The organism is Pseudomonas sp. GCEP-101 (assembly GCF_025133575.1).
GTDB lineage: Bacteria > Pseudomonadota > Gammaproteobacteria > Pseudomonadales > Pseudomonadaceae > Pseudomonas > Pseudomonas nitroreducens_B.
Map to the genome: position 1 here is coordinate 2377881 of NZ_CP104011.1, position 13830 is coordinate 2391710.

The window sequence follows — 13830 nt, forward strand, 5'->3', positions numbered from 1 at the left end:
CGGGGTATCTGGTTTCAGCCGCGCGGCACCACGCGGGACCACCACCGCCCGTGCTTCTCGATGCGCACCGGCAGTGTGGGTTCCAGTGCGCCGAGCGCCAGGTCGATGTTCGTCAGCGGGAAGCTGCCGGTGATGCGCAGGTCCGCCAGTGCCGGGTCCAGCGTCAGGTAGCCGGAGCTGTAGCGCGCCAGTTGGTCGATCAGGTCGGCCAGGCGCACGTTGTCCACCACCAGCATGCCGCGGGTCCAGGCATCGGCGCCGGCGCGGTTGGGCGCCACCGCGTCGAAGCCGTCGGCGCGCATGCGCACCTGCTGGCCCTGCGGGATCACGCGTTCGTCCGCCAGCTGCGCGGGCCGCGCGGCCACGGCGGATTGCAGGACACTCAGCCGCGTGCCATCGCCGTCGTCGCGCTCCACCAAAAAGCGCGTGCCGAGGGCGCGCAGCCGCCCGTCGTCGGTTTCGACGAGGAACGGTCGGCTGTCGCCATGGGCGGTCTCCACCAGGATTTCGCCGCTGAGCAGGACGATGCGCCGTTGCGTGGCGTCGAAGCGCACGTCGACGGCGGTGCGACTGTCCAGCTTCAACAATGTGTTGTCCGGCAGGCGCAGCTCGCGTTGCTCGCCGGTGGCGGTGACGAGGTCGGCGAAGGCATAGCGCACCGGCAGGTAGCGGTTGCCGATACCCAGCGCCAGCGCGCCGACCAGGAGCAGGCTCAAGCCGGTGCCGGCCAGGCGCCGGACCTTGCGCCGCGACTCGCCCGGCGAGCGCAACAGGGCGTTGCGCGCGGCCTTGGGCGCGGCGCCGGCGAGGCGGCGGTCGAGCATGCCCAGCTGGCTCCAGGCGCGGGCGTGTTCACTGTGCGCCGCGTGCCAGCGGGCGAACGCGGCTTCGTCATCCGGGCGCGATTCGCCCGAGCCCAGGCGCAGTTGCCAGCCGATCGCCTCGTCCAGCACCCGCAGGGAAACCGGCCCTTTCACGTCGGCTCGCCGTACAGCGCGATGTAGCACTGGCGCAGGCCCTGGGCGATGTACTGGCGCACGCGCGACACGGAAACGCCCAGTTGCTCGGCGATTTCGGCGTGCCCCAGGCCGTCGAGGCGATTGAGCAGGAAGGCGCTGCGCGCGCGGGTGGACAACGTGCCCAGCAGGCGGTCGATCTCGCGCAGGTCGGCCAGGATCAGGCAGTGCTCCTCGGCGGAGGGTTGCACGGCTTCGGGCAGGCATTTCAGCGCGTCGAGGTAGGCCTGCTCCAGCGCCACGCGGCGCCAGTGGTCCACCAGGATGCCCTTGGCGACCGTCACCAGGAAGGCACGCGGTTCGCGCAGGGAGGGCAGCTCGCGGCGGCCGAGCACCCGGACGAAGGTGTCCTGGCTGAGGTCTTCGGCGCGCTGCGGACACCCCAGGCTGCGGTTCAGCCAGGCAGTCAGCCAGTCGCGGTGATCGCGATACAAAGCGCCAACGAGTTCGCCGCTACCCATCTGGATGGCCGACACGCTACTCCCCCAATGACCCAAATGGGATCAAGTTCAAAAACGATAACTATTCGCAAATGATCGCAAAGTGCAGTCACGCGCGCAATCGGCACCCGTCGGCTTGACCGCCGGTCGCCGGGTTTTCGCGGCCGTTCTACACTCGAGCGACCTGTTTCGCGGAAAACCTCGCCATGTCCGACCCCGTGCTGATCATCGGTTCCTTCCTTTCGCCCTACGTGCGCAAGGCGCTGGTGCTGCTGGAAATGAAGGGCGTGGACTACCGCGTCGACTCCGTCGTGCCGTTCTTCGGCAACGAGGCGTTCGAACGCCTGAGCCCCCTGCGCCAGGTGCCGGTGCTGGTGGACGGCGAACTGGTGCTCAACGACTCCTCGGTGATCTGCCAGTACCTGGAGGAACGTTATCCACAGCCCGCGTTGTACCCTGCGGACATCGCCGAGCGTGCCCGTGCGCGCTGGATCGAGGAGTTCGCCGACAGCCGCATGGGCCAGGTGGTGATCTGGCAATTGTTCGATCAGCTGGTGATCGGCCGCGGCGTCTGGGGTCGCGAGCCGGACGCGGCGCTGCTGGAGAAGACCTACCAGCACGACCTGCCGGCGGTGTTCGAGTACCTGGAGGCGCAGTTACCGGCCAGCGGCTGGTTGTTCGGCGAGCTGTCCATTGCCGACATCAGCGTCGCCTGTTTCATGCGCAATGCGCAGTTCGCCCGCTACCCGCTGGACACCCAGCGCTGGCCGAAACTGGCAGCGATGCTGGAAAGCGCCTTCGCCTTGCCAGCCTTCCAGAAGCTGCATCGATTCGAGCTGGCCATCGCCCGCGCGCCCATCCTTCAGCAGCGCGAGGCGCTGATTGCCGCGGGCGCCCCGGTCAGCGACGTCAGCCTGATGCGCGAACAGCCGGTGCGCGGGCCGATGAGCCGCAGCTGATCAGGCCTCCTGCAAAAAGCGCCAGAGCCGCTGCGCCACCGGGCCGTGGGCACGGTCGCGCAGGCGCGCGGCGACCCATTCCTCGCGGCGGCCAGGCAACTGCGGGCCGCTGAGGTCCTGCAGACGGCCGGCGGCCAATTCTTCTTCGATCAGGTGGCGCGGCAGGTGGCCCCAGGCCAGGCCATGCAGCACCAGTTCCTTCTTCATGGCCTGGTCCGGCACCGTGCATTGCGGGGCGCCGTCGAGGGTGAAGTAGTCCACCGGCGGCGAATGCCGGGCGCTGTCGCGCATGACGCACTGGGTGAGCGCGCGCAGTTGCGCAGGGCCGATGTCCCGCCTGCCCGCCAGCAGGGTCGGGGCGATCACCGGGAGGAAGTCCACGCTGCCCATGTCCAGCCATTCCAGTCGCGGGTCGGCCTTGTCCACGCGGTGCAGGATCAGCTCGACGTCGCCATCGAGCAGCCGTTCCAGCGGCCCGCTGACGCTTTCGAAATACAGCTGCAGGCGGGTGTGCGGCTGCGTGGCAAAGAAGCGCGCGAGTTTTTCCAGCAGGGCGGGGCGCGGGCAGAAGTCGCCGAGCACGACGCGCAATGTGCTCTCCTCGCCGGCGGCCAGGTGCGCGGCGTGGTCGCGCAGATGCCCCAGTTCGCGCAGCAGGCCCTGGGCGCGGCGGTGGAAGGATTCGCCAGCGGCAGTCAGGGCGACGCGGTAGCCGCTGCGGTCCAGCAGCTCGAAGCCGAGCTGCCGCTCCAGCCGGGCGATAGCGGCGAACACCGCTGGGTGCGAGCGGTGCAGACGCTGGGCGGCGGCCTGGAAGCCGCCGGATTCGACCACGGCGTCGAAGCACTGCAGGTCGTGCAGGGTGAAATCATGCATGTCAGCGTTCCTGACAGAGATCGTCCATTCTTTGTAATTTCTCTGAAGCGGCGCCGCAACTAGCCTCGCGTCATTCCCCTGAGGAGAGGCCGCCATGAGCCCACTGCGCTATCTGACCACCCGCGACAACGCCCGCATCGCCTACCGATTGGACGGCCCCGCCGACGGGCCGCTGCTGGTGCTGTCCAACTCCATCGGCACCGACCTGCACATGTGGGACGGGCAGGTCGCCGCGTTCGGCGAGCATTTCCGCGTGCTGCGCTACGACGCGCGCGGGCACGGCGCCTCCAGCGTTCCCTCCGGTCGCTATCCGCTGGCGCGCCTGGCGGAGGACGTGATCGAGCTGCTGGATGCGCTCGGCGTGCAGCGCGCGCATTTCCTCGGGCTTTCCCTCGGCGGCTTCGTCGGCCAGTGGCTGGCGCTGAACGCACCGCAACGCATCGAACGCCTGGTACTGGCGAACACGTCCGCCTGGCTCGGGCCGCAGGAACAGTGGGATGCGCGCATCGCCGAGGTGCTGGCGGCGGAGGATATGCAGGGCACGGCGCAGACCTTCCTCGCCAACTGGTTCCCGGCGGCCTGGCTGCAGGCGCGGCGGCCGGAGGTGGAACCCTTCCGCGCCACGCTGCTGGCGACCAACCGGCACGGGCTGGCCGGTTCGTTTGCCGCCGTGCAGGAGACCGACCTGCGCACCGCGCTGCGCGACGTCCGCCTGCCTACGCTGGTGATTGCCGGGCAGTTCGATACGGTGACCGCCGCCAGTCACAGCGAGCTGATCGCCCAGGCCATCCCCGGCGCGCGCCTGCTCACGCTGCCGGCGGTGCACCTGTCGAACATCGAGTTTCCCCGCGAATTCGAAGGCGCGGTGCTGGATTTCCTGCTGGCGCCCTGAATGAACAAGGCCGCCCGGGGGCGGCCTCGTGGGGCTCAATGGTGCGCGGCATCCACCGCGATGGCCTCGCCGCAGACGTCCGCATAGGGGCGCTTGCGGTCGGCCAGGGTGTAGTGGATCAGCGCGCCGAGACCGGCGCCGAAGAACCAGGAGAACTGCGACAGCGCATCGAACGCCGGCACCAGGGCCAGCACGATGGCGATCAGCGCGGCCGGGACGAACGCTGCCACCGCGCGCAGGTTCACGCCGCCGCTGTAGTGGTAGGCGGCCTCGCGGCTCTCGCTGTACAGCTCGGGGAGGTTCACCCGGCTGCGACGCACCAGGTAGTAGTCGGTGACGATGATCCCGTACAGCGGGCCGAGCAGTGCGCCCAGCCCGCCGAGGAAGTACACGATCACCGCCGGGCTGTTGTACAGGTGCCAGGGCAGGATCAGCACGGCGATGGTGGCGCTGAGCAGGCCGGCGCGGCGGAAGTTCAGCAGGTTCGGCGCGAGGTTGGTGAGCACGTAGGCCGGGGCGACGAAGTTGGCCATGATGTTCACCGCCACGGTGACGATGAGGAACGCCAGGCAGGCCAGCACCAGGCCGAAGGTGCTGGGGATGGCGGCGACGATTTCCGTGGGGTTCTGCACCAGCTTGCCGTCGATGCTGAACTGCGCGCCGGCCAGCACCACGGCGATCAGCGCGAAGCCCAGCATGTTCACCGGCAGCCCCCAGAAGTTGCCGACGCTGATGGTGCGGCGGTCCGCGCAATTGCGGGTGAAGTCGCAGAAGTTGAGGATCATGGTGCCGTACAGCGACACCCACAGCGCGGCGGCGCCGAACACCTTCAGCCACATGGTCGAGCCGCTCGGGGCATTGCCGCTGGACCAGGAAATCGACAGGCCGGCGCGCCAGTACATCCAGCCGGCGAGGCTGGCGAAGGCGACCAGGATGATCGGGCCGGCGAAGGATTCGTAGCGGCGCACCATCTCCATGCCATAGGCGAAGATGACCAGCTGCACGCACCAGATGCCGAGGAAGGTGATCCAGCCCAGGGTCGACAGGCCGAGGATCGCGTCCTGGTCATAGGCCGCCAGGCTCGGCGCGATGGCGGTGAGCAGCACGCGCAGGACCACCGAGGCGAGGTAGGTCTGGATGCCGAACCAGGCGATGGCGATCACCGCACGGATCAGCGCCGGCACCTGCGCGCCATGAATGCCGAAGCTGATGCGGCACATCACCGGGTAGGGCAGGCCGGTCTTCTGGCCCATGTAGCCGGAGAGGTTCATCAGGCCGTAGATCACCAGCGCGCCCAGGGCGAAGGCGGCGAGTATCTGCGCGCCGCTCATGCCCAGGGCAAAGAGGCCGATGGCGAAGGAGTAGTTGGCGATGTTGTGCACATCGTTGGTCCACAGTGCGAACAGGCTGTAGCGGCCCCAGCTGCGACCGGCCGCCTTGGTCGGCGCCAGGTCGGCGCTGTACAGGCGCGGGCTGAGGGTCGGTGCGAGGGGTTTCGCGCAGGTGCCGTTGTCGGCTGGTTGGACAGGGGAAACGCCGGACAGGTGGGTAGGGCTGGAGTTCATGGGCTACTCGGCTTTTGTATGCACGGCTTTTTGTGGTTTGTGTGCAAAGCTAGAAGCGTGCCAGCGCGGCAGCTCTCTTGCCGCCAGCTTCCATTCGCTAAGCCGACGAATCTGCTGCAGCCCTTGTTGGGTGGGGCGTGCGCGGCTGTCCAGGTGTTCGAGAAATCAATTCTCCATTGCAATCATTGACTTAGGAGTCAAGTTAGTGGCGCCCCTCGGATGTGCGGGGGTGGGGGCTTTGTACACAATAATTGTGCACATGCGTTACGCCTTGCTCTGCTACATCCTTGTAGGAGCGGGCCATGCCCGCGATCGCGCGCGTGCGCGCTCCTACAGGTTGAATCCGGCGCGGAAATGAGCACCGTCGGCGATGGGGCGGGCCCCCTCCTGCGGACATAAAAAAACCGCCCCGGAGGGCGGTTTCTTCAACGCGGCGCGACGTGCTTACAGGCCGTTCTTGGCCTTGAACTCGCGGCGGCGGCGGTGCAGGACCGGCTCGGTGTAGCCGTTGGGCTGCTTGGTGCCTTCGAGGACCAGTTCCAGCGCGGCCTGGAAGGCCACGTTGTCGTCGAAGTTCGGCGCCATCGGGCGGTACTGGGCATCACCGGCGTTCTGGCGATCCACCACCGAGGCCATGCGCTTGAGGCTTTCCAGCACCTGCTCCTGGGTCACCACGCCGTGGCGCAGCCAGTTGGCCAGCAGCTGGCTGGAGATACGCAGGGTGGCGCGGTCTTCCATCAGGCCGACGTCGTTGATGTCCGGCACCTTGGAGCAGCCGACGCCCTGGTCGATCCAGCGGACCACGTAGCCGAGGATGCCCTGGGCGTTGTTGTCCAGCTCGTTCTTGATCTCTTCCGCGCTCCAGTTGGTATTGGGGGCGAGCGGAATGGTCAGGATGTCGTCCACCGACGCCGGTGCGCGCTTGGCCAGCTCGGCCTGGCGGGCGAACACGTCGACCTTGTGGTAGTGCAGCGCGTGCAGGGTGGCGGCGGTCGGCGACGGCACCCAGGCGGTGTTGGCGCCGGCCAGCGGGTGAGCGATCTTCTGCTCGAGCATGGCGGCCATCAGGTCGGGCATGGCCCACATGCCCTTGCCGATCTGCGCCTTGCCCTGCAGGCCGGTAGCGAGGCCCACGTCGACGTTGTTGTTCTCGTAGGAACCGATCCACTTCTCGGTCTTCATGGCGCCCTTGCGCACCATGGCGCCGGCTTCCATGGAGGTGTGGATCTCGTCACCGGTGCGGTCGAGGAAGCCGGTGTTGATGAACACCACGCGCTCGGCGGCGGCCTTGATGCAGGCCTTCAGGTTGACGGTGGTGCGGCGCTCCTCGTCCATGATGCCGACTTTCAGCGTGTTGCGCGGCAGGCCCAGCAGGTCCTCGACGCGGCTGAAGATCTCGGCGGCGAAGGCGACTTCTTCCGGGCCGTGCATCTTCGGCTTGACGATGTACACGCTGCCGGTGCGGCTGTTCTTGCGGGTCGCGCTGCCGTTCAGGTTGTGAATGGCGATCAGGCTGGTGAACAGGCCGTCCTGGATGCCTTCGGGTACTTCGTTGCCCTGGGCGTCGAGGATCGCCGGGTTGGTCATCAGGTGGCCGACGTTACGCACGAACAGCAGGGAGCGGCCGTGCAGGCTCAGCTCGGAACCATCGGCCCGGGTGTAGACGCGGTCCGGGTTCATGGTGCGGGTGAAGGTCGTGCCGCCCTTGGAAACCTGCTCGGCGAGGTCGCCTTTCATCAGGCCGAGCCAGTTGCGGTAGACCACGACCTTGTCGTCGGCATCGACGGCGGCCACGGAGTCTTCGCAGTCCATGATGGTGGTCAGCGCGGATTCCATCAGGACGTCTTTCACGCCAGCGGCGTCGGTCTGGCCGATCGGGCTGGTGGGGTCGATCTGGATTTCGAAGTGCAGGCCGTTGTGCTTGAGCAGCACGGCCTTGGGCTTGGCGGCTTCGCCCTGGAAGGCGAGGAACTGCGCGGCGTTCTTCAGGCCGGTCTCGCTGCCGTTGTTCAGGGTCACGGCCAGCGCGCCGTTCTTCACTACATAGGCGGTGGCGTCGACGTGGGAGCCGGTTTCCAGCGGGGCGGCTTCATCGAGGAAGGCGCGGGCGAAGGCGATCACCTTGTCACCGCGGACCTTGTTGTAGCCCTTGCCCTTCTCGGCGCCGTTCTCTTCGCTGATCGCGTCGGTGCCGTAGAGGGCATCGTACAGCGAGCCCCAGCGGGCGTTGGCGGCGTTCAGGGCGAAGCGCGCGTTCATCACCGGCACCACCAGCTGCGGGCCGGCCATGCGGGCGATTTCCTCGTCGACGTTCTGGGTGCTGGCCTGGAAGTCGGCCGGCTCGGGCAGCAGGTAGCCGATTTCCTGCAGGAAGGCCTTGTAGGCGGCGGCGTCATGCGGCTTGCCGGCGCGGGCCTGGTGCCAGCCGTCGATCTTCGCCTGAATCTCGTCGCGCTTGGCGAGCAGGGCCTTGTTCTTGGGGGCCAGGTCATTGATTACGGTTTCGACACCTGCCCAGAACTTGCCAGCGTCAATGCCGGTGCCGGGAATGGCTTCGTTGTTGACGAAGTCGAAAAGGACTTTGGCGACCTGCAGGCCACCGACTTGAACGCGTTCAGTCATTGCTTGCCTCACTCTGCTCAGGACCAGCTCTGGACACAGGCAAAACGCCTTGTAGTCCGAGCCGCGGAATACTACATGATGCCGTGGGAAAAATCAGTGGGCTAGCGTCGCGGTTAGACCAAAGTACGCATATCAGTCACGTAGCAGGTCATATGTTCGCAAATATTATCTGGATTGTTCCAGATAAATCTTAAAACTGTACACGTATTGCTGCGCCGGGTACCTGTGGCAGCCCGTCGCAGCCGGCTGACCATGCCGTGCCTATACTGCGTTTTCCCTGTTGGAGAATCCCGCATGTCCGTGACGCTTGCCACCCCCACCGATCTGGACGATCTGGTGCTGCTGTTTTCCGGCTACCTCGATTTCTACGAGGTGCCCGCACCCCACGCGAAGATCCGCGAGTTCCTCGGCGCGCGCATCGGCAGCGGCGAATCCACGGTGTACATCGCCCGCAGCATCGACGGGCTGGCGGTCGGCTTCGTGCAGCTGTATCCGTTCTTCGCGTCCCTGGCGCTGCAGGCGGCCTGGCTGGTCAGCGACCTCTACGTGCTGCCCGCCGCGCGCCGCGACGGCTATGGCGAAGCGCTGATGAACGCCGCCCGCGCCCATGCCCAGAGCAGCGGCGCCTGCGGCCTGATGCTGGAGACGGCGAAGACCAACCACGCCGGCCAGTCGCTCTACGACCGCCTGGGCTACAAGCGGGACGACACGTTCTACACCTACTGGCTGGACCTCACGGCCTAACTCTTCGCGGAGACTGCTCATGGACCACCTCGTATTGACCGTCATCGCCCAAGACCAGCCCGGTCTGGTGGAGCGCGTGGCCAAATGCATCGCCGCCCACGGCGGCAACTGGCTGGAAAGCCGCATGTCGCGCATGGCCGGACAGTTCGCCGGGATTCTCCGCGTGGCGGTGCCCGCCGAGGGCTATGACGAACTGGTGGAAGGCCTGCAGGAGCTGAGCGAGCACGGCATCCGCGTGCTGCTGGCCGAAAGCGGCATCGAGCCGGCCTGCAACTGGAAGCCGATCCACCTCGACCTGGTAGGGAACGATCGCCCCGGCATCGTCCGTGACATCACCCAGTTACTGGCCGAGCACGGCGTGAACCTGGAGAGCCTGACCACCGAGGTGCTGCCGGCGCCGATGAGCAGCGAGCCGCTGTTCCATGCCGAAGCGTTGCTCGCAGTGCCCCTGACCCTGCCGCTGGACACCCTGCAGCAGAAGCTCGAGGCTTTGGCGGACGACCTGATGGTCGAGCTGAATTTCCACAGCGGGGAATGATCCTTCCCCTGTGAACGCGTGTCTTGTGGAAAAACCTGTGGGCTCTCTGTTGATGGTTCGACAGAGGGCCCATTTTATCTAGGATACAGGCTCGTCCGGTTATCCACTTACCTCATCACCGCTGTGCACAGATAGCGGGGATCGCACCGTGGGCATTCTGTTGATAAGTGGCTGAAGCCTTCTGGTGCCGTGGCTTAGATTGATCTGGACGTTTTCTGTACAGCCTGACCGGGGCGAATTCAAGGTTCCGAGCGTCACAGGCGCTGTGCACAAAATCACTGGAGGAGCCTGTGGAGAAGCCGTTGATGGAACGCTACAGGCCAGACTGACTCTGGCCTTCAGCGGGTTGTCCACTTTCTGAGCGGGTGACGTCGCGCCATCCACACTCAGCGGGGATCAGCCTGTGGAAAAGCTCGGGGAAAGTCTCTTCAGGCCAGAGTTGGCGGGGCTTCGGTTGGTTTGATTGAATATTGATCAGTCGCCCTGCGCGGGCGGCCCAGGCTGCAGGGAGAGCGGCGCCGGCCGGCGGCCTGTGGACGAAACGGCCGTTATCCCCGCAATCGCGGGATAGAGCTGTGGACAAACTGCGGGTGACTGCCTGCAGGCCACGGATGGCGAGGCGTGCAGGCAGTGGATCAGTTAATGATCAGTCGCCGCGGGACAGGCGATACCAGATGTCCACGCTGTACACCACCAGGCCCAGCCAGATGCAGCCGAAGGAGATCAGCCGCGCGCTGTCCAGGTGCTCGCCGAACAGCAGGATCGCCTGCAACAGCACCAGGGTCGGCGCCAGGTACTGGAGGAAGCCGAGCGTGGCGTAGGGCAGGTGCCGCGCGGCGGCGTTGAAGCAGACCAGCGGCACCAGGGTGATCGGGCCGGCAGCGGCCAGCCAGATCGCGTCCTTGGTGGTCCAGAAGTCCGCATGCACGCTGGGGCCGTCGGCGAACAGCACGAGGTAGCCGATCGCCAGCGGCAGCAGGATCCAGGTCTCCACCACCAGCCCCGGGAGGGCGGCCACCGGTGCCTGCTTGCGGATCAGGCCGTAGAAGCCGAAGGTCAGCGCCAGCGCCAGCGATACCCAGGGCAGGCTGCCCAATTGCCATACCTGCTGCGCCACGCCTAGCGCCGCCAGCGCGACGGCGAGCCACTGCAACGGGCGCAGGCGCTCGCGCAGGATCACCAGGCCGAGCAATACGTTGACCAGCGGGTTGACGTAGTAGCCCAGGCTGGCCTCGATCATGTGGCCGTTGTTCACCGCCCAGACGTACACCAGCCAGTTGCTGGCGATCAGCAGGCCGCTGGCGGTGAGCACGGCGATGCGCTTGGGGTTCTCGCGCAGCTCGCGCCACCAGCCGGGGTGCTTCCACACCAGCAGGAGCAGGGCGCCGAACACCGCCGACCAGATGGCCCGGTGGGTGATGATTTCCAGTGCGGGGATGCGTTCGAGCAGCTTGAAGTAGATCGGGAAGAGTCCCCAGATGACATAGGCAGTCAAGCCCAGGGCGTAGCCCCGGCGGGGATTGGCGGTGGCCATGGAACATCCTTGGTTAGGCAGCTAATGAGTGGCTGCACAATTCTAGGGCGCTCGGGTGGGATTGTCTGTGCCGCCGCGGTGGATGTCGCGGCGGTGCGGGCGAATGTGCGTAACGATGCCGTTACGGAGAAGGCCGAGTCTGTAGGAGCGAGCTTGCTCGCGAACGGGTCCCCGGCTGTGTCGGAGTCGGGCGGGTTCGCGAGCAATAACGATGGCGTCCCCCTCGCTCCTGCGCGGAGCAAACGGGGGCGGATTCCGTTCGCGGTCCGGCCGCCCGGTCGGCAATGAAAATGCGTGGGTCAGAACAGCCGCAACGGCTCCTCATCCAGCGCCGCCAGTTGCTCGCGCAGCACCAGCACCTGTTCGCCCCAGTACCGCTCGCTGCCGAACCAGGGGAAGCTCGGCGGGAACGCGGGGTCGTCCCAGCGCCGCGCCAGCCAGGCGCTGTAGTGCATCAGGCGCAGGGCGCGCAGGCCCTCGATCAGTGGCAGTTCGCGCGGGTCGAAGTCGTGGAATTCCTGGTAGCCATCGACCAGTTCCGACAGCTGCCCGAGACGCTCCTGGCGCTCGCCGGCAAGCATCATCCACAGGTCCTGCACCGCCGGGCCCATGCGGCAGTCGTCGAGGTCGACGACGTGGAAGGTGTCGTCACGGCACAGCAGGTTGCCGGGGTGGCAATCGCCATGCAGGCGAATGGGCGTGTACTTCACGCGGGCGTAGAGCTCATCGATCTTTTTCAGCAGGTCGCGCGCCACGGATTCATAGGCCGGCAGCAGGCTCTTGGGAACGAAGTTGCCTTCCAGCAGGGTGGCCAGGGACTCATGGCCGAAGTTCTGCGGGGTCAGCGCCTCGCGGTGCGCGAACGGGCGGTTGGCGCCCACGGCGTGCAGGCGGCCGAGCAACTGGCCGAGGCGATAGAGCTGGTCGAGGTTGCCCGGCTCCGGCGCGCGGCCGCCGCGGCGGGGGAACAGCGTGAAGCGGAAACCGGCGTGCTCGAAAAGCGTCCTGCCCTCGTGCACCAGCGGCGCGACCACCGGGACTTCGCACTCGGCCAATTCGGCGGAGAAGGCGTGTTCCTCGAGGATCGCTTCGGTGGTCCAGCGCCCGGGGCGGTAGAACTTGGCGATCAGCGGTTCGCTGTCCTCGATACCGACCTGGTATACGCGATTCTCGTAGCTGTTGAGCGCGAGTACGCGGGCGTCGCTGAGGAAACCGATGCTTTCCACCGCATCCAGCACCAGATCGGGGGTGAGGTCGGAAAAGGGATGGGACATGGCGACGTTCCGGCAGTGGTAAAGCTGTCTAGTGTACCCAGTCCGCCCCCGTTGGGTGCGCTGCCGCCTCAGCGGTCGGTGCAGTGTTTGCCCAGGTAGTCGACGAAGTCCGTCGCCAGCGCCCGGCGTTCGCCCTTCACCAGGGTCAGCTTCTGCATCGCGCGGCCGTTGCAGGTCAGCGGCTGGGCCTGCTTTTCGGTGCTGTGCAGCGGCGTCAGCAACAGGTCGTAGGGGGTGCCCTGGCGGACCTGTTCGGCCAGCTCAGTCTCGGTGCCACCGATCAGCAGGACCTTGTTGTGGGTGTCGATCTGGTACTGGTCCACCAGCGTTTCCAGCGTCGGCATCAGCTCCTGGCTGGCGCCGACCCGCAGCACGTCGGGGCCGGCCTGGCTGGCTAGCGGCAGGGAAAGCAGAAACGGCAGGGCGAGAATCGCGAGGGGACGGCGCATGGCGGGAGCTCCGGTTGACCGACGGCCCCGTCCGACCCGGGCGGGGCTCCGGCGCTTATTGGAGCGCGGCGCAGCGCCGCCGGGCTTGATATGAGGCAGGGAAACTCCAGTGGCAGCAGCTTAAAGCGGCGTGCCGAGGATGACCTGCGCCGGCGAGAACTGCGCGCGCACCGCCGAGCCGGCTTTCAGGCCGAGAATCGCGATGCGCTCCGGGTCGGTCAGGGCGCAGAGCATCTGCCCGCTGGGCAACTGGATGCGCACTTCGCTGGGGCCGTCGTCGGCTTCGCGGATGTCGTCGATATGGCCTTCCAGCGCGTTAAGTCCATCCGGACACGGAATGTGCGGCAGATCGACATAGAGCCAGCCGGCCTTCATCAGGGCCACCACCGGCATGCCGGCAGTCAGCTCCAGCTTCTCGGTGCTTTCCCGGGTGACCCGCGCCTGGATGCGCGAGCCGCCGGGCAATTCGATGCCGATCAGGTCGTTGAGGCCCGACGGCTCGACCGCAACGACGCGCCCGTGCAGCTGGTTGCGCGCGCTGGTGCGCATCATCAGGCGGCCGATCAGCTCCAGGTCGGCCTGGTGCTCGACGTGCTCGACGATGTGTTCGCGCAGGGCCTCCAGCCGCTGGTACAGCGCCAGCAGGCGCTCGCCCTCGGCGGTCAGGCGCGCGCCGCCGCCGCCCTTTCCGCCGACGCTGCGTTCCACCAGCGGCCGCTCGGACAGGTTGTTCAGTTCGTCGATGGCGTCCCAGGCGGTCTTGTAGCTCATCCCGGCGGCCTTGGCCGCGTGGGTGATCGAGCCGAGCTGGGCGATCTGCGCCAGGAGGGCGATGCGCTGGGGGCGGCGGGTAACGTGTTGGGTCAACAGGCTCAGGGTGGTCATTGGTTTCGCGGGTGCTTATTGGTATCGCCCGAGGCT

Annotated in this window: 13 protein-coding genes; 4 read left to right on the plus strand and 9 right to left on the minus strand. The window is 66.8% G+C overall.

Annotated features, from left to right (window positions below; all coding sequences use genetic code 11):
* Positions 1-14: 14 nt before the first annotated feature.
* Positions 15-977 carry a FecR domain-containing protein gene (locus tag N0B71_RS10780; protein WP_259758914.1) on the minus strand — a complete coding sequence of 321 codons (963 nt, stop codon included), beginning with the start codon at positions 975-977 and terminating at the stop codon, positions 15-17.
* Positions 974-1477: an RNA polymerase sigma factor gene (locus N0B71_RS10785; protein ID WP_416782989.1), complete on the minus strand. Its 504-nt coding sequence runs from the start codon at positions 1475-1477 to the stop codon at positions 974-976. The genes N0B71_RS10780 and N0B71_RS10785 overlap by 4 nt, the downstream gene beginning before the upstream one ends.
* A 185-nt stretch (positions 1478-1662) precedes the next feature.
* Between N0B71_RS10785 and N0B71_RS10790 the strand changes: the two genes are divergently transcribed.
* A complete protein-coding gene (locus N0B71_RS10790; RefSeq protein WP_259758916.1) occupies positions 1663-2415 on the plus strand; it encodes a glutathione S-transferase family protein in 753 nt (250 codons plus the stop codon).
* Here the strand turns inward: N0B71_RS10790 and N0B71_RS10795 are convergent, their stop codons facing one another.
* Positions 2416-3291, minus strand: coding sequence for a LysR family transcriptional regulator (locus tag N0B71_RS10795; protein WP_259758917.1), 876 nt, complete (start codon positions 3289-3291; stop codon positions 2416-2418).
* A 94-nt stretch (positions 3292-3385) separates the two neighbouring features.
* Here N0B71_RS10795 and pcaD point away from each other — a divergent pair, with 94 nt between their 5' ends.
* Entirely contained in the window at positions 3386-4183 is a 798-nt protein-coding gene (gene pcaD, locus N0B71_RS10800; RefSeq protein WP_259758918.1) for a 3-oxoadipate enol-lactonase, read from the plus strand.
* A 35-nt stretch (positions 4184-4218) separates the two neighbouring features.
* Here the strand turns inward: pcaD and N0B71_RS10805 are convergent, their stop codons facing one another.
* Entirely contained in the window at positions 4219-5748 is a 1530-nt protein-coding gene (locus tag N0B71_RS10805) for an NCS1 family nucleobase:cation symporter-1 (RefSeq protein ID WP_259758919.1), read from the minus strand.
* 444 nt (positions 5749-6192) lie between these two features.
* On the minus strand, positions 6193-8370 hold the full coding sequence (locus N0B71_RS10810; RefSeq protein WP_259758920.1) for a malate synthase G: 2178 nt from the start codon (positions 8368-8370) through the stop codon (positions 6193-6195).
* 294 nt (positions 8371-8664) lie between these two features.
* Between N0B71_RS10810 and N0B71_RS10815 the strand changes: the two genes are divergently transcribed.
* Both N0B71_RS10815 and N0B71_RS10820 read left to right on the plus strand, forming a co-directional pair.
* On the plus strand, positions 8665-9114 hold the full coding sequence (locus N0B71_RS10815; RefSeq protein ID WP_259758921.1) for a GNAT family N-acetyltransferase: 450 nt from the start codon (positions 8665-8667) through the stop codon (positions 9112-9114).
* Between the two features lie 19 nt (positions 9115-9133).
* Positions 9134-9652, plus strand: a complete 519-nt coding sequence (locus N0B71_RS10820) for a glycine cleavage system protein R (RefSeq protein ID WP_259758922.1) — start codon at positions 9134-9136, stop codon at positions 9650-9652.
* 646 nt (positions 9653-10298) lie between these two features.
* Here N0B71_RS10820 and rarD read toward each other — a convergent pair.
* From rarD to N0B71_RS10840, 4 genes are all read right to left on the minus strand, one after another.
* Positions 10299-11186: an EamA family transporter RarD gene (rarD, locus tag N0B71_RS10825; RefSeq protein WP_259758923.1), complete on the minus strand. Its 888-nt coding sequence runs from the start codon at positions 11184-11186 to the stop codon at positions 10299-10301.
* A gap of 299 nt (positions 11187-11485) precedes the next feature.
* The gene (locus N0B71_RS10830) at positions 11486-12460 is read right to left on the minus strand and encodes a serine/threonine protein kinase (RefSeq protein WP_259758924.1); all 975 of its coding nucleotides are present in this window, start codon (positions 12458-12460) and stop codon (positions 11486-11488) included.
* Positions 12461-12528: 68 nt separating this feature from the next.
* Positions 12529-12909 (minus strand): hypothetical protein, encoded by a 381-nt coding sequence (locus N0B71_RS10835; RefSeq protein ID WP_259758925.1) that lies wholly within the window; start codon positions 12907-12909, stop codon positions 12529-12531.
* Between the two features lie 120 nt (positions 12910-13029).
* The gene (locus N0B71_RS10840; protein ID WP_259758926.1) at positions 13030-13794 is read right to left on the minus strand and encodes a TOBE domain-containing protein; all 765 of its coding nucleotides are present in this window, start codon (positions 13792-13794) and stop codon (positions 13030-13032) included.
* Positions 13795-13830: the final 36 nt, after the last annotated feature.

Coding starts and splice junctions, on each gene's coding strand:
- N0B71_RS10785 (WP_416782989.1), bottom strand. CDS start 1,477: ATGGGTAGCGGCGAACTCGTTGGCGCTTTGTATCGCGATCACCGCGAC.
- N0B71_RS10790 (WP_259758916.1), top strand. CDS start 1,663: ATGTCCGACCCCGTGCTGATCATCGGTTCCTTCCTTTCGCCCTACGTG.
- N0B71_RS10795 (WP_259758917.1), bottom strand. CDS start 3,291: ATGCATGATTTCACCCTGCACGACCTGCAGTGCTTCGACGCCGTGGTC.
- pcaD (WP_259758918.1), top strand. CDS start 3,386: ATGAGCCCACTGCGCTATCTGACCACCCGCGACAACGCCCGCATCGCC.
- N0B71_RS10805 (WP_259758919.1), bottom strand. CDS start 5,748: ATGAACTCCAGCCCTACCCACCTGTCCGGCGTTTCCCCTGTCCAACCA.
- N0B71_RS10810 (WP_259758920.1), bottom strand. CDS start 8,370: ATGACTGAACGCGTTCAAGTCGGTGGCCTGCAGGTCGCCAAAGTCCTT.
- N0B71_RS10815 (WP_259758921.1), top strand. CDS start 8,665: ATGTCCGTGACGCTTGCCACCCCCACCGATCTGGACGATCTGGTGCTG.
- N0B71_RS10820 (WP_259758922.1), top strand. CDS start 9,134: ATGGACCACCTCGTATTGACCGTCATCGCCCAAGACCAGCCCGGTCTG.
- rarD (WP_259758923.1), bottom strand. CDS start 11,186: ATGGCCACCGCCAATCCCCGCCGGGGCTACGCCCTGGGCTTGACTGCC.
- N0B71_RS10830 (WP_259758924.1), bottom strand. CDS start 12,460: ATGTCCCATCCCTTTTCCGACCTCACCCCCGATCTGGTGCTGGATGCG.
- N0B71_RS10835 (WP_259758925.1), bottom strand. CDS start 12,909: ATGCGCCGTCCCCTCGCGATTCTCGCCCTGCCGTTTCTGCTTTCCCTG.
- N0B71_RS10840 (WP_259758926.1), bottom strand. CDS start 13,794: ATGACCACCCTGAGCCTGTTGACCCAACACGTTACCCGCCGCCCCCAG.